21 protein-coding genes are annotated in these 23419 nt (G+C 63.7%); 9 read left to right on the forward strand and 12 right to left on the reverse strand.

Going from position 1 to position 23419, the window contains the following annotated elements; all coding sequences use genetic code 11:
- Positions 1–261 precede the first annotated feature (261 nt).
- Both dnaB and FHS06_RS02840 read left to right on the forward strand, forming a co-directional pair.
- Positions 262–1599: a replicative DNA helicase gene (gene dnaB, locus FHS06_RS02835; protein ID WP_167047822.1), complete on the forward strand. Its 1338-nt coding sequence runs from the start codon at positions 262–264 to the stop codon at positions 1597–1599.
- A gap of 91 nt (positions 1600–1690) precedes the next feature.
- Entirely contained in the window at positions 1691–2599 is a 909-nt protein-coding gene (locus tag FHS06_RS02840; protein WP_167045193.1) for an oxygenase MpaB family protein, read from the forward strand.
- Positions 2600–2662: 63 nt separating this feature from the next.
- Here the strand turns inward: FHS06_RS02840 and FHS06_RS02845 are convergent, their stop codons facing one another.
- The gene (locus FHS06_RS02845) at positions 2663–3760 is read right to left on the reverse strand and encodes a nuclear transport factor 2 family protein (RefSeq protein WP_310734871.1); all 1098 of its coding nucleotides are present in this window, start codon (positions 3758–3760) and stop codon (positions 2663–2665) included.
- A gap of 179 nt (positions 3761–3939) precedes the next feature.
- Between FHS06_RS02845 and FHS06_RS02850 the strand changes: the two genes are divergently transcribed.
- Positions 3940–4773 carry a formate/nitrite transporter family protein gene (locus tag FHS06_RS02850; protein ID WP_167045196.1) on the forward strand — a complete coding sequence of 278 codons (834 nt, stop codon included), beginning with the start codon at positions 3940–3942 and terminating at the stop codon, positions 4771–4773.
- 92 nt (positions 4774–4865) lie between these two features.
- On the opposite strand, the gene FHS06_RS02855 is transcribed toward FHS06_RS02850, so the two are convergent.
- The 7 genes from FHS06_RS02855 to FHS06_RS02885 form a co-directional block, all read right to left on the reverse strand.
- Positions 4866–6263 (reverse strand): ABC transporter permease, encoded by a 1398-nt coding sequence (locus FHS06_RS02855; protein WP_167045198.1) that lies wholly within the window; start codon positions 6261–6263, stop codon positions 4866–4868.
- Positions 6260–6688: a hypothetical protein gene (locus FHS06_RS02860; protein WP_167045201.1), complete on the reverse strand. Its 429-nt coding sequence runs from the start codon at positions 6686–6688 to the stop codon at positions 6260–6262. Before FHS06_RS02860 ends, FHS06_RS02855 begins: the two co-directional genes overlap by 4 nt.
- A complete protein-coding gene (locus tag FHS06_RS02865; RefSeq protein WP_167045204.1) occupies positions 6685–7458 on the reverse strand; it encodes an ABC transporter ATP-binding protein in 774 nt (257 codons plus the stop codon). The genes FHS06_RS02860 and FHS06_RS02865 overlap by 4 nt, the downstream gene beginning before the upstream one ends.
- Before the next feature lie 77 nt (positions 7459–7535).
- Positions 7536–8234: a response regulator gene (locus FHS06_RS02870; protein WP_167045206.1), complete on the reverse strand. Its 699-nt coding sequence runs from the start codon at positions 8232–8234 to the stop codon at positions 7536–7538.
- A gap of 5 nt (positions 8235–8239) precedes the next feature.
- Entirely contained in the window at positions 8240–9439 is a 1200-nt protein-coding gene (locus tag FHS06_RS02875) for a sensor histidine kinase (protein ID WP_167045208.1), read from the reverse strand.
- 125 nt (positions 9440–9564) lie between these two features.
- Positions 9565–9834, reverse strand: coding sequence for a hypothetical protein (locus FHS06_RS02880; RefSeq protein ID WP_167045210.1), 270 nt, complete (start codon positions 9832–9834; stop codon positions 9565–9567).
- Positions 9835–9867: 33 nt separating this feature from the next.
- Positions 9868–11073: an MFS transporter gene (locus tag FHS06_RS02885; protein ID WP_243845244.1), complete on the reverse strand. Its 1206-nt coding sequence runs from the start codon at positions 11071–11073 to the stop codon at positions 9868–9870.
- 61 nt (positions 11074–11134) lie between these two features.
- Here FHS06_RS02885 and FHS06_RS02890 point away from each other — a divergent pair, with 61 nt between their 5' ends.
- The 3 genes from FHS06_RS02890 to FHS06_RS02900 all read left to right on the forward strand — a co-directional run bounded on the left by FHS06_RS02890 (position 11135) and on the right by FHS06_RS02900 (position 17374).
- Positions 11135–11836 carry a GntR family transcriptional regulator gene (locus tag FHS06_RS02890; protein ID WP_310734870.1) on the forward strand — a complete coding sequence of 234 codons (702 nt, stop codon included), beginning with the start codon at positions 11135–11137 and terminating at the stop codon, positions 11834–11836.
- A gap of 199 nt (positions 11837–12035) precedes the next feature.
- The gene (locus tag FHS06_RS02895; protein WP_167045213.1) at positions 12036–16271 is read left to right on the forward strand and encodes an Ig-like domain-containing protein; all 4236 of its coding nucleotides are present in this window, start codon (positions 12036–12038) and stop codon (positions 16269–16271) included.
- Positions 16272–16390: 119 nt separating this feature from the next.
- The gene (locus FHS06_RS02900; protein ID WP_208387871.1) at positions 16391–17374 is read left to right on the forward strand and encodes an oxidoreductase; all 984 of its coding nucleotides are present in this window, start codon (positions 16391–16393) and stop codon (positions 17372–17374) included.
- 6 nt (positions 17375–17380) lie between these two features.
- On the opposite strand, the gene FHS06_RS02905 is transcribed toward FHS06_RS02900, so the two are convergent.
- The 4 genes from FHS06_RS02905 to FHS06_RS02920 form a co-directional block, all read right to left on the reverse strand.
- Positions 17381–17950: a YdeI/OmpD-associated family protein gene (locus FHS06_RS02905; RefSeq protein ID WP_167045215.1), complete on the reverse strand. Its 570-nt coding sequence runs from the start codon at positions 17948–17950 to the stop codon at positions 17381–17383.
- Between the two features lie 115 nt (positions 17951–18065).
- Positions 18066–18647 (reverse strand): recombinase family protein, encoded by a 582-nt coding sequence (locus FHS06_RS02910; protein ID WP_167045217.1) that lies wholly within the window; start codon positions 18645–18647, stop codon positions 18066–18068.
- Positions 18648–19031: 384 nt separating this feature from the next.
- The gene (locus tag FHS06_RS02915; RefSeq protein WP_167045219.1) at positions 19032–19733 is read right to left on the reverse strand and encodes an SDR family oxidoreductase; all 702 of its coding nucleotides are present in this window, start codon (positions 19731–19733) and stop codon (positions 19032–19034) included.
- A gap of 72 nt (positions 19734–19805) precedes the next feature.
- A complete protein-coding gene (locus FHS06_RS02920) occupies positions 19806–20378 on the reverse strand; it encodes a TetR/AcrR family transcriptional regulator (protein WP_167045221.1) in 573 nt (190 codons plus the stop codon).
- Between the two features lie 171 nt (positions 20379–20549).
- Here FHS06_RS02920 and FHS06_RS02925 point away from each other — a divergent pair, with 171 nt between their 5' ends.
- The 3 genes from FHS06_RS02925 to FHS06_RS02935 all read left to right on the forward strand — a co-directional run bounded on the left by FHS06_RS02925 (position 20550) and on the right by FHS06_RS02935 (position 23291).
- Complete coding sequence (locus FHS06_RS02925) at positions 20550–21011, forward strand: nuclear transport factor 2 family protein (protein WP_167045223.1); 462 nt, start codon at positions 20550–20552, stop codon at positions 21009–21011.
- A gap of 191 nt (positions 21012–21202) precedes the next feature.
- Entirely contained in the window at positions 21203–22249 is a 1047-nt protein-coding gene (locus FHS06_RS02930; protein WP_167045226.1) for an MsnO8 family LLM class oxidoreductase, read from the forward strand.
- 235 nt (positions 22250–22484) lie between these two features.
- The gene (locus FHS06_RS02935) at positions 22485–23291 is read left to right on the forward strand and encodes an alpha/beta fold hydrolase (RefSeq protein WP_167045229.1); all 807 of its coding nucleotides are present in this window, start codon (positions 22485–22487) and stop codon (positions 23289–23291) included.
- Positions 23292–23419: the final 128 nt, after the last annotated feature.

The raw sequence follows: 23419 nt of genomic DNA on the forward strand, positions 1-23419 counted from the left end.
GCATCTTATTCACATAGTTATCCACAGGCAGATTTGCGGGTGTAGAGACTCGCCCATAGCGTGGTCCCGGTCGGGCGCGAGGGGCTCCGGCACTCACACGCAGACAACGATGTCGGTGGGTGATGGTCAAGTGGTTACGCGGGGTTAAGCCGGGCACCAGCGCGATCGTTTTTTACCCCCAACACTTGTGCCCGAGTTACCGGGCAGTCTTCTGAGAGGAGCGTCACCACTGTGTCAATCGCCGACATCTCTGAAGACCGAATGGGGAGCCGCCGGGAGCATGAGCGCACCCCACCCCACGACAATCTCGCTGAGCAGAGCGCGCTCGGTGGAATGCTCCTCTCGAAGGATGCCGTGGCCGACGTCATTGAGACTTTGCGCGGCGTCGACTTCTACGTTCCGAAGCACGAGCTGATCTTCGAGGCGATTCTCAGCCTCTACTCGCACGGTGAACCGACCGATGTCGTCGCCGTGACAGACGAGCTCATTAAGACCGGCGAGCTGCAGCGCGCCGGCGGTGCTGACTACCTCCACACCCTCACGTCGATCGTTCCGACAGCGGCAAACGCTGGGTACTACGCGTCGATTGTTTCTGAACGAGCGCTGCTTCGCCGCCTTGTCGAGGCAGGGACCCGCATCGTTCAGCTCGGGTACTCGGGTCAGGGCGAAGCGCTCGACCTCGTCAACAATGCGCAGGCAGAGATTTACGGTGTCACGGGCGCGGATGCCGCAGAGGATTACGTTCCGCTGACGGTCGCTGTCGACGCGGCCGTTGACGAGATCGAAGCGGCCCGTGGCCGTGATGGTCAGATGACCGGTATTCCGACGGGCTTTTCCGGACTCGACCAGCTGACGAACGGTCTGCATCCCGGCCAGATGATCATCATTGCGGCGCGCCCTGCAATGGGTAAGTCGACGCTCGCGCTCGACTTTGCGCGTGCCGCAGCGATCAAACACAACATGCCGACCATCGTCTTCTCGCTCGAGATGGGCCGTAGCGAGATCGCGATGCGCCTCATGAGCGCCGAAGGTGCGATCCCGCTGCAGGCGATGCGTAAGGGAACGCTCGACTCGCGTGACTGGACGACGATCGCGGCTACCCGTGGCCGCATCAACGACGCACCGCTCTACATCGACGACAGCCCCAACATGACCCTGGTGGAGATTCGCGCGAAATGCCGTCGTCTCAAACAGCGCGTCGGTTTGAAGATGGTCATCATCGACTACCTCCAGCTCATGACGAGCGGTAAGCGTGTCGAGTCGCGTCAGCAAGAGGTCAGTGAGTTTTCGCGTGCGCTGAAGCTGCTCGCGAAAGAGCTCGGCGTGCCTGTGATCGCACTGTCGCAGCTGAACCGTGGTCCTGAGCAGCGCACTGACAAGAAGCCGGCGCTGAGCGACCTTCGTGAGTCGGGCTCTATCGAGCAGGACGCCGACATGGTGGTGCTGTTGCACCGCGAAGCGGCTTACGAGAAAGATAGCCCGCGCGCGGGCGAAGCTGACCTGATCGTGGCGAAGCACCGAAACGGCCCGACCGACACGATCACGGTCGCGTTCCAGGGTCACTTCTCCCGCTTCACCGACATGGCGGTTGGGCCGTAAACACTGCTGGAGGGATTATTCGGGAAATCCTCTGACGATCACCTTTCTGAGCCCCGGCCCAGGCTTCCCGTGGGCGTGGCACGCTGGAAGTATGAAGCGTCCCCCACTTCGAGCACGGTTGCTCACCGCGCTCGCGGGCGATCCAGATGGCACGCCGCGGTGGGTGCGCGAGCTCACGAACGGTGACGACGACGGGTATTTTCCCGACAGCGGCGCGGCCTGGACGGTCCATGCGGGTACCGCGACCTTTGTCGCCGGCATCCGAGCGCTGCTCATCCAGGCCCTGCACCCCGGGGCGATGGCCGGTGTGCACGACTTCTCGCGCTATCGCGAAGACCCGATCGGGCGCCTGACCGGCACCGTGCGCTGGGTCATCTGCGTCACGTACGGGTCGACGACGCAGGCGCAGCGAGAGACGGCCCGCGTCGGCCAGCTGCACAAGCGCGTCGCCGGAACATACGAGACGGATGCCGGGGCCCGCACCTATTCAGCGTCGGATGCCCGTCTCGTGGAATGGGTGCATCTCGCGTTCACCGAGGCATTCCTGGGCGCGCACGAGCGGTGGGGCGGTCCGATCCCTGGGGGTGCCGACGCATATGTGCGCGAATGGGCGACCGCGGGGCGTCTGATGCGTGTCGAGAATCCGCCTCACACTGAGGCCGAACTTCGAGAGAAGCTGCAAGGATTTCTGGTCAGTGGGGAGCTCCGCCGCGACGAACGCGTCGACGAGGTGGTGCGGTTCTTGCGAGACGTGCCCTTCACCGGTTCGATGCGCCTTGCCTACCGCGTGCTGTTCGCAGCAGCTGTCGCGAGCCTGCCGCGGCCGTACCGGCAGCTGCTCGGTGTACGTCGAACGGTGCTGCCCGTCGTGACGGCGACGCGCCTCGTGCTCGCGATATCGCAACGTGCCCTCGGCTCGGGCCCGCGTGCACAGGACTTCGCTCGAGAGCGGCACCGCCGTCTGGCGCGCGAACAGGCCGGGACTCAACCCGCAGAGTGAACGGGGCTCTCCCATGCTCCACGGCAGTTTCGTGAGCGCAAACGGGGCGACGCGGATGCGAAATCAGCTCGCGGGGGCGGTGGGAACCACATCCCAGTGTTCGCGGATGAGGTTGTCGTCGACGCGGAAGATGTCGGCAGCGATGAACGCGTCTCCGGGTGCGGCACCGACCGACTGCGAGAACGTCCACACCAGGTCACCGTCGGCGAGCGAGATGACCGACTCGTTCGGCGGGAATGTCGTGCCGCCGGAGAAAATCGACTTCAGCGCTTCGGTGCCGTTCGGTGCGACGGAGTTGTGCTGGAGATAGTTCGGGTCGAAGGCGGTATCGAGGATGCTCGGGTCCTGGTCGCGGAACAGGGTGTTGTAGGCGCCCACGGCGAGCTGACGGTTCGCTTCTTCTTGCTCTTCGGCGGGAGCGAACGTGCCACCGGTCGGCTGGTAGAGGTTGCTGAACATCGTGTTGGTGTTGCCGCTGGCCGGGGTGCCCGTGGGAACGGCTTGATCGAACGACCAGCGTTCGACGACCTTGCCGTTGGTTATGCGGAAGAGGTCGACTGCGGCCTCGCCCGTGCGCTCATCGGCCGGGGTGGGCGTGATCTGGTAGTGCACGGCGACGAGGTCTCCGTCGGTAGCGGTGTGCTTGATGACGGCCTGCGCGTTGGCGATGCGCGTGTGCGCCGCGGTGAACTGAGCCAGTAGCCCCTCGGGGCCCGCGGTGAGACCGTCGCCGTGGGCGACGGCGTCAGAGGCGACGAGCTTGTCGGCTGTGGTGGCCGCCGTGGTCGAGGACGGATCGTCGAATGCGTCGGTGATCAGACGCGTCACGATTTCTTCGTTTGCTTTCTCGGTTGTGGTGTCGGTGCGGTCTGCGGTGCTGCCGCCATCCTCCACGGAGGAGAGGGTCGTTGCCCCGGGCGACGGGTCGTCGACAGGAGATGCCGGCGACGCGGTCGCGCATCCGGTGAGGAGGGCGACGGTGGCGATGGCCAAGGTGGCGCCGGCGAATAGGGATCGGGGGGATCGGTGAGTGCTCATGGGGTACACCGTGACCGTCGATCCTGTGAAGATCTCAAGCGAAACCTGTGGGCCGGCCCTGGGCTCGGGAGACGGCAGGATGCTGGTGGTGGGGGAAGCTCGTGGCGCCAGAATTCCGTTCACAACACGCGCCGAGAGATTTGGATCAGACGAACGATATTCGACAGCGCATCGGACGCTCGTGCCCGGGACGTGCCCGCCGTCTGATCCGTGGCATCCATTACCCAGCTTTATCGCTGATCTTGTGCGTCTGGCCCGGCCCGCGATCAAGCAGGCCAAGCGTTATGTGAGAGCCTGACGATATGGCCGATCAAAGTCAGCTGTTCCCCGGTAAGCAGTTCATTTCGACAGTGCTGGGTGCGCTGGAGACCAAGACTGTCATGAGCGGCGCTCTGATCCGCATCTATCTGATGCGCGCGGCTATGGCGGGCACCATAATCGGCGTGATGTATCTCACCTACTACACCGTGCTCGCGGCGTTTGACGGCATCGCGCGTGGCGAACTCGTCGGAGTCGGCCACATGGTCGGGGCAGTCGTGTTCGGGTTTGCGCTGGTGTTCATTTACTACAGCAAATCCGAGCTGCTCACATCGAACATGATGATCGTCACAGTCGGTGCCTATTACCGCAGCGCCGCATGGTGGCGGCTACTGCGCATCCTGGTGTTCTGCTACGCCGGCAACATCATCGGCGGGCTGTTCGTCGCCCTCATGGTGAGACTCTCGACGCTTGGCGGCGGAGAGGTCGGTGCGGAGATGAGTGAGGCGGTCGACCACAAGCTCGCGTACCTGGGCGAGGGCGTCGCCGGATGGGGCGACTTGTTCGTCCGTGCCATCTTCTGCAACTTGATGATCAACCTCGCGATGCTGCTGGTCTACAACGGCTTGATCAAGAGCGACGTCGGCAAGATGCTCGTGATGATTGCGAGCGTGTTCGTGTTCGGATTCGTCGGCTTCGAACACTCCGTTGCAAACACGGTTCTGTTCATGATCGTCGGCCTGCAACAGAGCCTCGACATCGGACTCGTTCTGGGAAACCTCGGGATCGTTCTTCTTGGCAACTACATCGGCGGCGGATTGTTGATTGGCCTCTACTACGCCTACGCGAACGATGACCGCCGCTTCCACCGCGACTAGGCACATCGGGCTACGAGGTCGGGCTGGCACGACCATGAACGGCTCGCACCACACGTGGTGTAGACCTACACGTGTGGTGCGAGCGTCGCGTCTCACGCTTCGCGGAGAGCCTCGATCGGTGTAGTGCGGGTGGCCCGGCGCGCCGGCGCGAGCGCGGCGATCATGGTAATCGCGGTACCGACGATGAGGAGGGCGGCGATCAAGGTCGGGGGCACGGCTGGAGCGATCATGCCGCCGGCGGGGATCGAGCCGAGCAGGGACTGCGCCCCGGCCCAGCCATAGGCGATGCCGAGCAGGATGCCCACGACGATGGATGCGAATGCGACCTGAGCTGCCTCGGCCGTGATCATCGTCCTGACTTGTCGCACCGTGAGGCCCAGGGTGCGGAGGAGTCCGAGTTCGCGTCGTCGTCGTCTCACGCTCGTCGTTAGGTCGTTGATGAGGCCGATGGCGGCGATGAGGATGCTGAAGCCCACGAGCGCGCTGACCACGAGGCTTGTTGCCTGGAACATGGTGTCGATGCCCTTGTAGTAAGCAGGGTCAGCATCCGAGGCGCGGATGATGAGTTCCCGAAACGTCGCAAGCGCGACCGTGAAAGTCGTGACGAGGGTGACCCCCACGAGGACTCCAACGAACGAGCGGGTGCTGATCTCGGGATGGCGGGCGCTGTTTGCTGATGCCAGCCGCGAGGGCATGTTCCGGTTCATCATTCGCCCAACCAGTCGAAGGCTCGCCGGTACGAACAGATGCGCACCAAGAACGACGCCGCTGAAAGAGACAACTCCTCCCGCAAGCGCAACCAGGACGCCGAGGATCTGTGTTTGCCCGAGGATGATCCCGCCGACGAGTGCGGCTGTGCCGACGCCGAAAGCTGTGAGGGCGATGCTGGTGCGCACTGGCTGTCGTAGTTCTTCGGCTCTCGGTTCCTCAGCGGCACCGAGAGCTTGCAAAGGTGTCACGGCCAATACCGACCGCGAGCCCGCCCAGCCGGCCGACACTGTTGCAAGAATCACGCCGACCATCGGGAGCAAAAGGAGCCCGTCGACAAATTGATAGCTGAGTTGGGGAAGAACACCGATCGCGGCGAGGCCTTTTGTAAGGAGAGTGGCGAAGCCGAGGCCGAGCACACTCCCGAGAGCTGCGCCCGCGGCGCCAACGAGAAGGCTTTCGCGGAGGAACGAGCGACGAAGGTCGCGGGCGGATGCACCGAGCAGTCGCATCAGAGCGATAGTGCGAATGCGGGATTGCACGACTGAAGTGAAGGTATTCGTCGTAACGATGCCGCCCACGAATGTCGCGACGACCACGAAGACGATCGCGGCCATCGTGAGGAGCACTTGCACGGTCATGCTTGAGCCCGTGACCGGGTCGGCTTCGATGGCTTGGGTGAGCACGTGGGTGACGACGAGGACGGTCGTGCCAAATGCGGCTCCCGCAGCGGTGACAACGATGCTCGGCCCGTGACCGCGCAGTGCGAGATGCACGCTCACTGTGCCTCTCCCTCCGCGGAGGGCGTCCAGCCGTACCAGCCATCTGCACTAGCCATGACGGTCCATTCCCCGCAGGAGAACACGGCATCCCCGTCGGCGCCGTACACGTCCGGGGCGCCGACGACCTCAATCGTCGGTGCAGAGAGGCGGGGTACGCGCGTGCAGAGATCGGCGTCGAGGTCTCGGTCGCTGGCGAGCAGGATCGACGTAGCCGCTCCGTCGCGCGTCTGCACCTGCGTGATGTCCGTGGCATCTCCAGGTATCCAGGTCGGCGCATCGCCAGCGAGCGAGTCCAGCGAGTCGGATGTTGTCGTGGTTTTGCTGTACAGCAGGTCGTCGACCGCGGTGCAGCCTGCGAGGCTGGTGACGGTTAGGAGCGCTGCGGTCACGACGAGAAACCTGCGGGGAAAAGTCGTCTTGTTCATGCGGCATCCTCCATCTCGAGCATGTAACGGCTGATATCGGATGCGTCGGACCGCTCACGTTCGTCGACGATGCGGCCGTCGGCGAGAAAGACGATCCGGTCGGCGTAGCTCGCCGCGATCGGATCGTGCGTCACCATCGCGATGCTTTGGCCGTAGTCGCTGCTCGCGGTCCTCAACAGGGTCAGCACTTCACGGCCCGACTTCGAGTCGAGGTTTCCTGTCGGTTCGTCGGCGAAGATGAGGTCGGGCTTCGTCGCCAGAGCGCGGGCGATCGCCACGCGCTGCTGCTGCCCGCCCGATAGCTCGCTCGGGCGGTGCCGAAGACGCGCAGACAGCCCGAGCGAGTCGATGAGGCCGTCGATCCAGGTCTGCTCTTGGGAGTTCGGATTGCGTCCGTCAAGCGCGAAAGGGAGCAAGATGTTGCCGCTCACATCGAGCGTGGGTACGAGATTGAAGCTCTGGAAGATGAAGCCCACCCGCAGGCGGCGCAGCACCGTGAGTTTGTCGTCGGGGAGCGCCGTGATCTCGGTGTCACCGATCCAGGCGCGACCGGAGGTCGGCGCGTCGAGCCCCGCCATCACATGCATGAGCGTGGACTTGCCGGATCCGCTCGGACCCATGATGGCCGTGAGCTCTCCGCGCCGGATGCCGACTGTCACGTCGTCGAGCGCGGTGACCGCGGCAGGGGCTGTGCCGTAGGACTTGTTGAGGGAAGCTACCCGAGCGACGAACTCGCCGGGAGCGGGGGGAGGTGGTGATGTCAAGGTCATGACTTCGACGGTACGGAGACGTCCTCGGTCACCGAATCGTCCTCGAGTCGTCAAGGTGTACCTCTGAGGGATGACCTTCAGCCGGTGAGACCGTGCTCGAAAGCGAACACGACGAGCTGCACCCGGTCGCGCAGCGACAGCTTCGCGAGGATGCGACTGATGTGGGTCTTCACAGTTGCTTCGCTGAGAAACTCGGTGGCGGCGATCTCCGCGTTGCTGAGTCCTCTTGAGGCAAGCAGGAAGATCTCCTTCTCCCTCGCGGTCAACTCTCGAAAAGCCGCAGGCTCGACGTGCGTGGCCGGAGGCACGAACTGCTCGAACAGCTGCATCGTCGCGGAGGCTGCAATCACCGCGTTCCCCGCATGTACAGTCCTGATCGCGGCGAGAAGAAACTCCGGTTCCGCGTCCTTCAGGAGGAAGCCACTCGCGCCCGCGGCGATAGCCCGAGTTGCGGCCTCGTCGAGGTCAAAGGTGGTGAGAACGATCACGCGTGGCCTGGCGTCACGGCTGTCCGCCTCCGTGAGGATCTGACGGGTGGCGTCGATGCCGTCGAGCATCGGCATTCGGATGTCCATCAGGATCACGTCGGCACGCCAGCGTGCAGCTGCCGAGACGGCCTCCGCGCCGTTCGACGCTTCCCCGACGAACTCGAGATCGCTTTGGCTGGTGACCAGCATGCGGATGCCGGCCCGGAACATAGCCTGGTCGTCGACGAGCGCCACCCTGATGCGGTCAGTGCGGTTATCAATCTCGTCGTGATTGTTCTGGTTGATCATGTCTCTCAACTCGACACCACGACAGACTCAGGCGACACGGGAATACGTGCTGTCACAACGAAGGAACGGCCGTCCCTTTCCGACCGGAAGCTGCCGCCGACGAGCGCTGCCCGCTCCCGCATGCCAGCGAGGCCGTGCCCTCCGAGGTCGTGATCTTCCGGCTCCGGGGACACCTCATTCGTCACGACAACGGCGAGCACGTCTGTCGTCCAGCGCAGGTCGACTCGCACGGGCGTGTCGCGATCTCCGTGCCGCAGTGCGTTGGTGAGCGCCTCCTGCACGATTCGGTAGACCGCGAGCTGCCTGCCCAGCGGCAGCTCCATCGCCTGACCGACGACGGTCATCTCAACGACCAGACCGGATGCCCGCAACTGGTCGATGAGCGTGTCGATGTCATCGATCGTGGGTTGAGGGCCTGGGGGCTGGTCATCCCGCAGCTGCGCGAGCAGCATGCGTACGTCGCTCAGGGCACTTCGAGCGGTCGAGGCGATGGTCAGAAGCGCCGTGTCTGCCACCCGGGGATCGTACTTTGCGGCATAGCGGCCACCGTCTGCCTGCGCAATGACGACGGCCAGCGAGTGGGCGACGACGTCGTGCATGTCTCGAGCGATTCGAGTGCGCTCCTGCTCGACCAAGACATCTTTCTGCGCGGCAGCGCGCGCCGACTCCGCGAGGACCTCCGCTCGCCTGCTCTCCCGCGCCATGGAGAAGGTCCGCGTGAGCAGACCGAGAACCCAGCTGAGGAGAAACACCGAGAGCGACGCAACGAACAGCGGGTAACCGCTCGTGATCATGCTCGCCACTGTCTGGCTTAGCGCGTACTCTCCCGATCCGTCGCGCACCAGCTGCAGTCCCGAAAGCTCGATCGCGACTGCGGTTGCGCCGAGGACAGTCGAGATGAGTCCCGCCGAGCGAACTGCTTTTGACCCGTAAGCTGCGGTGCCGAAGAGCACGACGAGAATCGCGACGTTTGAGAAGCTCGGTGAGCCACCTGTCGCGATCTGCAGGATCGCGGTGAGCCAGGAGACTGCGAGAGCGAGGGCAGGGCTGAGACGCCGCATGCCGAGCGCGAGCGACATGCCAAGCGCGACCGGTATCCCGACAGGTTCGCCGATAAGAAAGTAGGCGAGGCATACCACCGAGAGGAAGGCGGTCGCCACTGCGAGATCGATCAGCAGAGCGCGACGGCTCAGGGCGCGGATCATCTCTCCACGATAGAGGAGAGGCTGCTTGCATCCGACTGATCCGGAGAAAGATCCTCCCTCCGATGCACGGTGTCATCCGAGCGATGTAGCTCCGAAGGAAGGCGGCTTCTCCCGCTTTTTGCGAGTTACCAGATGGTGCCGCCGCCGATCGAGATTCCGCCCCATGTGAGAGCGATGAAGATCGCCGCGAACACGACGGGCGCGATGCCCTTGCCGCTACGCGCGAGCCCTTTCAGTAGGGCGATTACGCCGAAGACGGTGGCGACGACGGAGAGGCCACCGCCGAGAATGAGCCCGATGAACAGTGGGATGGGCATGAGCACGAGGCCGACCAACGCGAACCAGAAGGCGGCCCAGGCGGTCGGGTTGGAACGGCGTTCGACGGGGTAGGTCATACGCCCATTATCCGGTGTTCGGTAAATTACCGCTTAACCCCAGTGCTGATCGCGCTTCGGGATAAGCCCGAGGGACGCGAGCGGAGCGAACGCAACAAGGGCGAAAGTCAGTGGGTAGCCGACCAGTGCGATGAGCGCGCCAATGCCGGGACCCACAGCGGATGCCGCAACGAACTGCCCCGTGTTTTGAATACCTAGCGCTCGGCCAGCCCACGCGGGACCGGCCGCCTCCGCAACGGACGTGAAGGCGAGTCCGTTGTCGGCAACAGTGACAGTGCTCGCGAGGATCAGCATGACAGCCGCCGCCGCGCTCCAGTGGAGTTCTCCGACTCCCGCGAGCAGCAGCATGACCCCCACGCAGCTGACCGCTACCCACCGCAAGACGCCCACTCGGGTCGCGACCCGGTCACTCACAGACCCGACCACAATTCGCCCCAGCGCGCCGATGAATTGCGACACCGCGATGAGCACACCGGCAGCTGTCGCGTTCCACTCCAGACCACCGACAAGCCACACGAGCCCGAAGGTTGAGAGCGTGAACTGGGGAATGACGAGCAGCACTGACACAGCGTGAATTCGAACCAAAAACGGGCCGTTGCGATACGGATTTACTGACCCTGAGGTCGGTGCGGATGCGCGCGTTGGTCGCGGCGGGTTCGCGATCGCGACGGAGCATGCGGCAGCGAGCACAGCAAGCGCTATCGCTGCTGCCAGGAGCGGTGCACCAATTCCGTAGTTCTCGGCAAGGGTCGGAACGACAATCGCTGCCAGCGCGACGCCGAGCGGCTGCGACATCTGGCGGATTCCCATCGCGAGCCCGCGTCGTCGCCGCGGAAACCAACCGACAACGATGCGGCCACTCGCGGAATTCGTGCTCGCGGATGCCGCACCGGCGAGCACGAGCAGCAGCCCCAGAGCGACAAAACCCGACGTCGACGCTGCGCTCGCGGTCAAGACCGCCGTAAGAGCAAGCCCGCCCGCAATGACCCAGCGCTCGCCGATGCGATCGGCCAGTGCGCCCCACGCCACAAGAGTCAGCACCATGCCGAAGGTGGGGGCGGCGGCGAGCAAACCGGCGTCCGCCAGTGAAAGACCCTGCTGAAGATGGAGCATTGGGATGAGAAATGCCGGGGTGCTGACGACGAAGGTTCCTGTCGCCTGGGCTGCGACGCCGAGTGCCAGCATTCGCCACGCCGCGAGAGGAACGCGCTCGACGCCATTTGTCGTCATGTCTGCCATGAGCTGCTCCGTTCTGGGTGCACCGTTTCGGTATACGATAGTGGTATACCAAGGAGGTTCAGTGACAACGCAGGCTGACGGCACTATTTACGCTTCGCTGCGGGCGGCAATACTGTCGCTTGATCTTGTGCCGGGTGAGAAGCTCAGTGAACGCGGACTCGAAGGACTTCTCGGTGCTTCACGCACACCCATTCGTGCCGCACTGATGCGGCTCGAAAACGAAGGGCTCACGGAGCGTGCGGGTCGAGGGTGGCAGGTGACTCCCATCGATCTCGCCGAAATTCGGGCGGTCATGGAGTATCGCGAGGCGATCGAAAAGGCTGCCGTGGCTCTCGCCATCGACCGTGCGGATGCCGAAGAGCTCGAGGCACTTCGGCAACTCATCGACTCCACGCCGATCGACGACAGCGAAGAAGCGGGGCTACGCGACGGTGGAGACTTTCATGTCGCTCTCGCACGCCTGTCGCGAAACAGATTCCTGGCCGAGGCGATCAGCGCATCACTTACGCGGCTCAGCCGCACACGGTGGTTAGAAGTGAGAACAGCCTCCTCGCGTGCTACCGCGCGCGAGGAGCACGCTGAGATCGTTGCCGCTGTCAACGCGCGGGATGCTGAGCGCGCTGACATGCTCATCTCAGCGCATGTTCGAGGAACTCGCGATCGTCTGCTGACCCACCTTTCGGAAGAGCACCGTCGGCTTCGCGGGCGAGGGTTTTCGATTATCGAGTCGTCGACAACCCCGCTGCCGTTGCTTCCATCGTGAGCGAGATCCGTTTTGGATGCAAAAGTGAACCGGCCAGTTAAAGTCTTGTTACGGGCCTGTTAAACGGCATAGCGAGCACACAGGTTATCCATAACCTCATCTCAGGATCATCTCGATCCAGCTCCATCCCCCCTCTGCGCTGCACTAAGCACACCGCTGTTTTTGCGCGCCCTTTTTCTGGAGAACCGTGAGATTTCGCATGCCTTCACGGGCCGGGTCGGTCACCCAAGAGACCCCTACGCCCCCGTACACGACATCATCCCGCCCGAAGTTTGCCGGCCGTGCGTTGATCGCGATTCCGGTCGTCGTCGCGCTTCTGCTGCCGGCGTCCCCCGCGCTTGCAGCGCCAACGACGACAGAGGTGCCGTCGATCGACAAGGTCGCCACCGCGCTCGAAACGGATGAACTGCCTGATCCCCTCGATCGCGGAACGTACACACCGCTCACGATCCAAGAAACGAAACTGGGACTCGCCGAGCTGCAAGAACCCAACTCAAGTGGCGCGGCCCCGACAGCTGGTACTTCGCAAGCCCCCGAATCGCTGGAGATTCGCGGCGCGCTCTACTATCCCGCCGACCGCACCGAGCCATCGCCGCTGATCGTGCTCGTCCACGGTAATCACGGTTCGTGTGACTCGGGCCAGAACAGCTCGACCGCGTCGTGTGCTGAGTTCAAGCGCAACGAAGCCGGATACGCGTATCTCGGTGAGAACCTCGCGAGCTGGGGATACACGGTTTTCTCACTCTCGCAGGACCAGCTCATGATGCGTCAAGACGGCACGAGCGGCAAGGGAATGCACCAGCGCCGCATGCTGATCGCGGCGGCTCTTGACGCTCTCACGGCGGCCAACCAGCCGGGCGGACTCCTCGTCGACGAGCACACCACGATCGGTGACGCTCTGGCCGGCAAGCTCGACATGACGCGCATCGGTCTCATGGGCCACTCGCGCGGCGGCGACGCTGTGACGAGCTTCATCGACTACAACCGCATCCGCACCGACGGCCCGCGGTACCCGATCCGCGGAATCATTGCGCTTGCGCCCGTTGACTACGAGCGCAAGGCGCCGTACGGCGTGCCGTTTATGACGATCCTGCCGTTCTGTGACGGTGATGTCTCGAACCTCCAAGGCGCGCGGTTCTTTGAGCGAAGCCAGTACATCAATGGCACCAACCCGTTCCCGTCTATTCAGGTCTCGCACCTCGGCGCGAACCACAACTGGTACAACTCAGTGTGGTTCGCAGACGGCCAGGATGGAAACAGCACCGGGGATGCGGCGTGCGGAAACACGCTCCCGACGAGTGATCGCAACGTCGCCCCCAACAACCTTCGCTTGAGCGGCGCAGCGAGCTACGACCCGATGTCGTACGTTCGCGACAACTCCGACACGTACAACCCGCTGGTCAACACCAAGATCTCGGGCGACCCGGAGCGCATGGGCGACCAGGAAAAGCTAGGTCTTGCGACGATGGCCGCGTTCTTCCGTCGTTACGTCGGTGGTGAAGGCGCTTTTGAGCCGTACATGACCGGAGAACTTTCTGACACGGCAACTCACGAGCAGGTGCCGGCGTCTGCGTGTCCCACGAGCGAGAGCGGAACGCGCATTGATTGCGCCGAGCGCGTCTCGACGTCGTACTTCGCCCCCTCGAACGAGCGCATTGACATTGTTCGCCCCGAAATCGAGAACCCGTTGACCCTCAACGCCTTGGGTGGCTCGCTGTCGGGCTCGGGCTTTGTGAACCCCTATCTCGACAACGGCGCGGTGGACCCGCTGCCCGAAACGACCGACCAGGGATTTGACTGGTGTGACCCTGAGCCAGATGAGTTCGCGCCGGGCGTGCTCGGAAAGTCGACCCAGCCCACCGGCGCCAAGGCATGTCCGTTGCCGGGCAAAGCCGACCAGGGTGGACAGAACAGCACACGTGAAAACGCGCCGATCAACCACTCCTACGGTCGTCAGCTCGCATTGGCATGGGAGTCCCAAAGCACCGCCACACTGAAAGCACAGATCCCCGACGCATCGAAGGATGCCAGCGGCCTCAAGGCTCTCGCCTTGAACGCTGACGTTAACTACTTCGATTCTCGGAACCCCGGTTCAGCTCGACTCAACGACGTCGGGGAACTTCTTCCCGTGAACTGGAACCCTGCAGCCACAACGCAGGACTTCAAGATCGTGCTCACCGACACCGAGGGTAACGAGGCATCCGTCAACGCGGGTGACCCGCGCTGGGGTAACGCGCTGCACATGACAACGGGTACCGTGACGCCCTCGACGCACATGGTGCTCGAGCAGCTGCGCGTGCCGCTGACCGAGTTCTCGTCACAGGGCGTCGATGTGTCGTCGCTCGCGTCGCTCGAACTGCGATTCGGCACTGACGGAACGCCCACATCGGGCTCGATCCAGCTTGCAGATGTGCGGTTCCAAGAGGCTGCGGCGGATGCCCCGCTCATCCTTTCGGATGGAAGGGCGCTGAACCAGGGCGCAGGCTCCGGTGCACCAACCTCCGGACCGGACCCGGAGGCGTACCTCGCTGGATTCGACATCACCGCCGGCGAGCTTTCGCTTCCTGACACAGTTTCTGACACGGCTTCGAACTCGACGTGGGTTGTCGACGACGATGGCATGCAGTGCCCCGCGGCGAACTTCACGAACATCCAGGATGCCGTCGACTACGCGGCACCGTGGGACACGATCGTTGTCTGTGAAGGCACATATGAAGAGAGCTCAACGCCTGTGAACAGCGCACGGGTGCCGGTGGCATCCGGAGCTCTCAATGGCCTGACGATCAACAAGCCGCTGAAGATCAAGGGTGCCGGCGCCGACAAGGTGACGATCATGCCCGATCAGAGCCTCACAACCCTCGCAGGCACCACGCCGTATCTGCGTGACGGTGGCGGCAACGTGATCACGGTCTCGCGCCAGTCGCTTGGCTCGACAGACACAAACGAGTTGTTCCTTGACATCTCAGGCGTGACTGTCACATCCGGCACCGTGTTCGCTGAGGCTGGGATCGCGTTCCTCAACACCGCAGGGCGTGTCTCGGACAGCGTCGTTGGCCCGTTGAAGACGGCGGAAACGGCCGAAGAGCTCGCAGCGAACCCGCACGGCTGGGGAATCGTGAAGACGAACTATTTGCAGGGCGCCGGAAGCGGCACAGTCGAAACTGAGCTCACTGTCGCCGACAGTGTTGTGACCGGTTACCAGTCGGGCGGCATTCTGTTCGACGGGGCGCGCGGCGCCGACGGTGACGCAGCGAACCTCGAGCGATCGGGCATCCGCCAGCACGGGTACGTTACGGGCACCGTTGTGACCGGATCGGCGAACCCGCTCTACCCGCAGGTAGGTGTGCGCTTCACGAGCGGCTTCGACGGTTTCGTGTCGGGCAGCCGCATCACGGGCAACACGTTCGCCTCTGAACCGACCCGCGGTGTGGGCGTGGAGTTGCGCGACTCGGGTGCTGTCGAAGTAAGTGATTCGGTCATCACCGCAAACGGCGTCGCGGTCGCAAACCGGGATGCTGCGGGCACGGCTCCGCGGACCGATGCACCGGTCACGGTGCGCGGTAGCATGACGGACGGGCTGTCGGCAGACGGTTCAACTGTCACCGTGCTCGACCCCGCCCAGAGCGAGCCGGGCAACGTGCCGATGACTGTTGGTGCCGTCACTGACAACGCACCGACGAGCATGATCATCGACCCGGGAACGGGCCTTGAGCTCGAATCCGGCGACACGATCGCACCTCTCGTGCGTGCCAATGACGACTTCGCCGTCACTTCGGTGTCGTTGCTCGTCGACGGCGAGTCGGTATCGAGCTCTTCAACGTCTCCGTACACGTTCTCGTGGACTGCTGCTGATGCCAACAAAGGCGAGACCGTCGCCTTGACGGCTGTCGTCACTGACTCTTCGGGTCAGTCGACAACGTCGGACGTCGTCTCCGTGAAAGTAGCGGGCGATGAAGAACCCGGAACTGAAGAACCGGGCACTGGGGAGCCAGGAACAGAAGAGCCCGGAACAGGTGAGCCGGGAACGGAAGAACCCGGAGCGGCGACCCCGAGCATCGCACTCTCCGCGATGACGGTGCAGGCCGGCGGAAAGATCACTGTGAGTGGTTCTGGGTTCGCACCCGGTGTCACCGTGCGCATCGAGTTGCACTCGACACCTGTCGTGCTCGGTGAGGCACTCGCTGCGGCTGATGGAAGAATCAGCACAACAGTGACGATCCCTGCCACAACCGCTGCGGGAGCACACGTGATGCATGCCTACCTCGGTGACACCTCGGTAGCGACTGCAGACGTGACTGTCTCCGCGGCAAACCCGCTGGCAACGACGGGTGGTGTGATCTGGACAATGGGCATCATCGTGGGGCTCATGCTGCTCGCCATCGGTATCGCACTGCTGCTGGTGATCCGAGGCAGAAGCCGCAACGCGCTGAGCTAAGCGCGTGAAAACAGGATGCGAGGACGCCGCCTCTCCGGGGCGTCCTCGCATCCTCTTTTGTTGCTGATAGTCGAGCTGGCAGCTTGACTTCGAGGTGCTTCAAGATCGAGCGTTAGACCATGACCACGACGCCCGAAATGATCGCCCGGCAACAACCTCTCGCTACCGACTTCGGATACCGCACGACAGCCGCCGAGGTAATTGCGGGACACGACCTCGCGGGTAAACGCGCGATCGTCACGGGCGGGTACTCCGGGCTCGGTCTCGAAACCGTCAAGGCGCTCGCCGGGGCTGGCGTGACTGTCGTTGTGCCTGCGCGTCGGCCGGATGCTGCGGCATCCGCTCTCGCTGGCGTCACTGGCGTCGAGGTCGAATCCATGGACCTGAGTGATCTCGAATCTGTCGCCGCATTCACTGCGTCGGTGCGAGGCGCGGCCAAGCCAATTGACCTTGTGATTGATGTTGCAGGTGTGATGGCACCCCCTCAGGGTCTGACCGCACAGGGGTGGGACACGCAGTTCGGAACGAACCACCTCGGACACTTTGCGCTGGTCAGTGGAGTTGCACCACTTCTAGTTGAAGGCTCGCGTGTCGTGTCGTACTCGTCGACGGGGCACTATCGCTCGCCAGTGTTGTTCGACGACATCAATTTCGAGTCGACACCGTATGACCCATGGGTGGCCTACGGGCAGGCAAAGACTGCCAACGCCCTGTTCGCCGTGGGCCTCGATGCCCGAGCTGCCAACCGCGGGATTCACGCCTTTTCAGTGCACCCGGGTGGAATTATGACGGATCTTCAGCGTCACATTTCGAAGGAAGAACTGATCAAGCGGCAGTGGATCGACGCCGACGGCAACCCCAACCCGCTGTTCAAAACACCGGCCGAAGGTGCCGCCACGGGGCTCTGGGCCGCCACAGCGCCCGAACTGCTGACGCGCGGTGGTGTGTACTGCGAAGACTCTTCTATCAAGGGCGTCGTGTCGGCCGACCATGCGGATATGACGACGGGTGGCGTCAAAGAATGGGCCATCGACGTTGACTTCGCCGACCGCCTCTGGGATCTCTCGGTTGCGGCGACGGGCCTCGATCCCTTCAGCGAGTAGCGCGAACTACACACCGGTGTCGAGGCGATCGATGGCTTTCACGATTCTCCTCGAGAGGGCTTCGTCGTTCGTGGCCGTGACGAGCGGGTGCAACACCGAATATCGCTCGCCACGGCTCAACGCGTCAAACCGAGCGCGCGCAGTCGGCGATGCGTTTAGTGCGTGCTCGAATTCTGCTGGCACGACGATGGTCGCTGAGCCGGCGTAGGCGCGGTCCCATCGACCGTCAGCTTGGGCGCGGTCGATCTCGGCCTGGCCACGCGGCCGAATCCGACCTTCGCGCGTAAGCCGCTCGACGTGCTCGAGATTTCGCTGCGACCACATCGAGCGTGCGCGGCGGGGAGTGAACCGTTGCAAAAATGTGGCCGCATCGTGGGAACGCTTTTGGCCATCGATCCACCCACTGCAGAGGGCTTCGTCAAGAGCCTCGGCATAGGTGAGTGATGTGGGGTGCACTGTGCCCTTCTTTGCGAGCGCCAGCCAGACTCCGTCAGAGGACTCTTCGTTGGTGTCGAGCCAGGCGCGCCATGCCGCTGCATCCGTCACCATAAACGGAACGATTGCCACTGCTGTCATGTTCTCCTCCGGGTGGGATGTCGCCGAGTGTAGAGCGCCGGGGCGTGGAGTTCGGAGCTCTTTGGCGGTGTTCTGTGATCGCTTCGTGTCGCGTCCGCTGCAGTGGCGGGTGTGATCAGGGCGTGAGTTCGGCGGCGCGGCGATAGAACGTGGAACGGGAGATCCCGAGGTCGCGGATGACCTGCGCGGTGGTTTCGCCGTTCTGGATGAGGTGGAGCGCGCTGCGTATTTGACTGTCGGTGATCCGCCGGGGCCTTCCGCCGAGATGCTTGCCGGCTGCACGTCTCTTGCTGACGGAGTCGGTGATTCGTTCGCTCTTGATGTCGTGTTCCATCTGCGCGAGAGCGGCCATGATCGTGAACAGCATCGAACCCATCGGTGTGGAGGTGTCTACGTCCCCGCCGCCAAGATTCAGGACTCTAAGACCAGCGTCGATCTGGCGGAGCTCTTCCGCGAAAGCGAGCATGTTCTGTGTGGACCGTCCGAGACGGTCAAGCGTGGTGATGACGAGGGTGTCACCCTCCTCCAGCGCGTCGACTGCTCGATCGAATTGTGGGCGTGACGCCCGGGCACCCGAGACGCCCTGATCGACGTAGAGGTCGTCGCGCCGGACCCCGGCCGCGAGGAGGTCTGCTTCTTGCCGGTCCGTTGACTGCTGACGCGTTGATACTCGCGCGTACCCAATCAGCTTCCCCATATGTGCTCCCGTGGTGTCTCATAACTAACAGTGAGTACTTGAATCCGAGCATCAACTTATGACGCATAGTTGCGGGACTCGCCGACATTGAAGAATTCGCAGGGCGCGCTGTGGTCAGTCATGCACTCATGGGGCGTCCTGAAACTCTAGCTTTTCAAGACAGTTCTCGACCGCATCCTCCCTATACAAAAGAGGTGTGCTCTCGCAAGCTGGCGGTGTATTTGTCGGGTCATGTCACCGAACGCCTCGAGGGTGAGCGCCACGGTGAGGTCGTCGCTCAGTCCAAGAATGACCGTGGAGGTGACCGGCGTGCCGGCAACGGTCGTGCGGAACTATAGGACGCCGCCGACGGGTTAAAGTTCCGGATCGGTGGGAGGGAACCGCTCAGCCGTAGAGGCGGCTGGGGTCGCCCCCGAGGGCGGCTTTGACGAAGCGGGCGGGGTCGTCCACGAGCACTTCGATCATGCTGGCCTCTACGCCATCGAGACTGGCACGCGCGACGTCCGCTGGGTCGATCTTCGGTCCCTCAACCCCGGCCATCATGTCGGTGTCCGCCCCGCCGAGGTGGACACCCTGCACGAGGATGTTCTGGCCTGCGAGTTCGACGCGAATGCCGTTGCTCATGTTCCATTCCGCTGCTTTGGCCACAGAGTAGGAACCCGATCCGGCGGCGGTGGCGACCCAAGACAGGACCGAAAGCACATTGACGATGACTGCCTCGTTCTGGTGGCGAAGTGCGGGCAGGAGCGCCCGGGTCACGCGCAGGGTGCCGAACAGGTGGGTTTCAAGATCTGTGCGGATGTCATCAAATGGTGCGGTGAGGAGATCTGCTCCTGTGGTGATTCCGGCGTTGTTGATGAGGAGTGTAACGTCGGACGCGACCTTCGCGGCCTCGGCGATGGAGTCCTGGTCGAGGAGATCGAGTCGGAGCGGGACAACGCGTGGGTCGTCTACGCGGATGGTTTCGGGGTGTCGAGCGGTGGCATACACCTTGCTTACACCTCGTACAAGGAGCTCCTCGACGAAACTCCGGCCGATGCCTCGGTTGGCGCCGGTAACCAGGGCGACTGATTTTTCGATGTTCATGCGTTCTCTTCCGGTTGGCGGGACGGTGCCCGCGGTGTGCGATTTGCCGTACCGCGTCGGTGACGGCGCGAGTCAGGGACCTGGGAAGGGTTGGCCCCACCCGTTGACCGTGATCTCGAGGAGGCGATTTCGTGCGTCACGGTCTGGTAGTGAGCTGATCGCCATGGCCATCGCCATCAGCTCGTCAATCTGGATGTCCGCCCGGATGTCGCCGGATGTCTTACCCACGTGCAGGAGGCGCCCACCGGCACCGGCGATCACGTCATGGCAACTCGGCATGTCGCTCGCCTGGTCGTCGGGCGGGGGTCCGATGACGGCAGCGAGACCGGATGTGCGGTTGGCCATGTCCACCAGAGCGCTGAACCACGAGGCGAACGCAACGTTGGGGTCATCCGCCATCAGCTCGTCGGCCTGCTGCGCAATCTGGTCCGCACGATCCTTGAAGATCGATTCCAGAAGGTTCCAGCGGGTCGGAAAATGACGATGCAGGGTGGCCGAGCCGACCCCTGCTTCGCGCGCGATCTCCTCCAGCGAGACCCCCGTACCGTCGCGAGCGATTAACTCTGCGGCCGACTCGAGTAAGCGACCGCGACTGCGCAGCGCGTCTGCGCGCATACCTCGACGTCGATTTTCCTCTTCCGCCACTACTTCTCCTCTCCTCGCACGTGTCCCTGATGCCCAGTCGGCTCGTCAGCACCGACCTCGACCCATCATGCCACAAACGGGGTGGAACCCCATATAGTAAGTGGGGGCGCCCACCGTTTGTTGGGTGTCTTCGTCTCTTCGAGGCGAACGACTCGAAGGAAAGGAAGACTCATGGGCAACACCAAGCAGGAGGACCTCGCGCTGCACGCGGAGGTCGTGGACGTGGTCACCCGCTATGCGAGCGGTATCGATCGGCGCGACTGGACACTGTTCCGCAGCGCGTTCGCCGACGACGCAAAGGTCGACTACGGGCCGTTCATGGGCTCGTGGGAAACGGGTGACGATTTCACCGCGTTCATGCGGGAGTCCCATTCGCCCGCGGGGCTGAGTGTCCATCGGATGACCAACATCGTCATCACCGGCACTGACCCGCTGACCGCACGGACCTACGGCGACGCCCTGCTGCAGCACCGTGATGACCCCACCACGGTTGACCACAGCGCCGGGTACTACGACGACGTGTTCGTCCGCACCGAGGGGGGGCTGAAGATCGCTTCTCGCACCACCGTCGCGGTCGTGCACGAGCGGCTGTCGAACAACATGGCTGCAGGCAACGCTGACCTGCCCGCCTGACAGGTGACCACACCCACCGGCTCTCCGCGCTCGTGAAGGATGGGGCGTCCGTACGCGGACGCCCCATCCTCGCGTCCATCAACGCGGTCGATCGGCCCTCGCCAATGGAGGCGTGCGCTGCCGCTTGGGTGCAGACCACTCGGCACGTTCTGCCTCACCACCGCCACATCCGCAGTCCGACAGGAACAGACATGTCCCACCTTGCACTTTCCATACTCGACCTCGTTCCCGTCCGCGACGGACAAAGGTCCTCCGACGCGGTGGCCGCTTCAATCGCGCTTGCCCGGCGCGCGGACGAGTTCGGCTTCACCCGTTACTGGCTCGGCGAGCACCACAACGTCCCATCAGTCGCCTCCACCAACCCCGCGGTCCTCCTCGGGGTCCTTGTAGGCCACACCGAGCGCATTCGGCTCGGTTCTGGCGGGGTCATGCTGCCCAGCCATGCGCCCCTCGTCATCGCGGAGCAGTACGCGGCATTGGAAGCGGCAGCGCCTGACCGCATCGACCTCGGGATCGGGCGCGCGCCCGGCTCCGACCCCATAGTCACCGCCCTACTGCAGCCCGGCGGACACGCCAGCAATGTCACTCGCCTGCCGGAGCACTTGCAGCAGATCAGGGCGATGATGTCCCCCCGAGGGGCCAGCTTGCAGTTGTCCGGGGGTGGGCAGTACTCGGTGTACGCAACACCCATGGCTGGCTCGAGTCCCTCGCTCTGGCTCCTCGGCACAAGTGAGTACTCCGCACGGCTCGCGGCACGTCTCGGGCTGCCCTATGTTCTCGCTCACCAAACCTCCGAGGAACACACCCACCGACTCCTGGACCTATACAGAGCGCAGTTCGAAGCGAGCGACCAACTGCGCGCTCCCCGAGCGCTTCTCACAGTGACGCTCGTCGTCGCCGACTCCGACGCTGACGCTCGCCGCCTCGCGCTCCCGCAACTGCAACACATGGCCCGCCTCGGCAGTGGCACCTCGCTCGGTCCAATGCAGACGGTGGAAGCGGCCGCACACACGGTCCTGACTGCGTCCCAATCAGAACTCGTCGACGGCCTGCTTGAACACCTGTTCATCGGCGAAACCGGCGCGGTCGCAGAAAGGCTCGCCGAATTTGCCGCCCGGATCGGGGTCGATGAAGTTATGATCGGGCCGGCAGCGGGCGGGTCGATTACTGACCCAAGAGACCGTTTCCCCGCGCGTGAACGCACTCTCGAACTACTCGCCGCCCGCATGTGGCGCTGATGCCAACCCCTCGGCCCGCATCTCGACACGGAGCGATGCGATGCGAGAAGGCCGCCACCAAGGGCTGCTGCCCACACTCCCCACCAGGAAGTACCAGCGCTTCGCGCCGACTCGTGAGACGTCTCGCAACCCATGCGATGCAACACAGCTATTGCCCGGAAGGAGCGACACGGAGCGATCACAGAACGCCGCCATTTAGCGTCGAAGGTCACACGCCGGGGCGACAATGGCACCTATGGATAGCGCACTTCGCCCCCTGACCGAGATGCCGGAGCCCCAGTTCGTGATGGCGGGAGCCGATCGCATCGCGACGTACACCTGGGGCGACGAAGATGCTCCGACCGTGCTCTGCGTGCACGGTTTTGCGTCGAGTTGTCGCGACAACTGGGTGAACACGGGCTGGGTGCGCGACCTCACGCGCGCTGGGTTTCGCGTGCTCGGTGTTGACCAGCGCGGTCACGGTGCGAGCGACAAGCCCCGTGACCCGAGCGGCTACGAGATGACGGCGCTCGTGAGCGACCTCGTGAATGTGCTCGACACCTACCTGCTCGACACCGTGCAGTACGTCGGCTACTCCCTTGGCGCGAGGGTCGGATGGCAACTTGCTGTCGACGACGCTGATCGCGTGAGCCAGGCTGTGCTCGGCGGCATCCCCGATGGTCGCCCGCTGGCGCGCCTGCAAATCGACCAAGCGCGCGCATACGCAGACGAGGGCGTCGCGGTCGAAGACCGCGTCACGAACAACTACGTCACACTCGCCGAGCGGGTGCCCGGAAACGACTTGCACGCGCTGATCGCGCTCGCCGAGGGCATGCGGCACGGCGAAGGCGACCCCGACGCGGCGCACCCGCCGCAGCAAGAGGTCTTGTTCGTCACGGGGAGTGAAGATGCGATTCTTGACGACTCTCGAAAGCTCGCGGCGGCGACTCCGCGCGGTTCATTTCTCGAGGTTCCGGGCCGGCACCACTTCAATACGCCCGGTTCGCGCGATTTTCGCCACGACGCGATCGATTTCCTCTCCCGTGAACGCGACGCCCGTTAGGTGTCCCCGGTCAGGACGTTGGTTGCAGTCGGCTGATCGGTGGTTGGCCGCCGAGGGCCGGGTGGCGTCAAAAAATGGGCCATCGACGTCGATTTCGCCGACCGCCTCTGGGAACGCTCAGCTTCAGC

The sequence above is a fragment of the Microbacterium halimionae genome (assembly GCF_011761265.1).
Lineage (GTDB): Bacteria > Actinomycetota > Actinomycetes > Actinomycetales > Microbacteriaceae > Microbacterium > Microbacterium halimionae.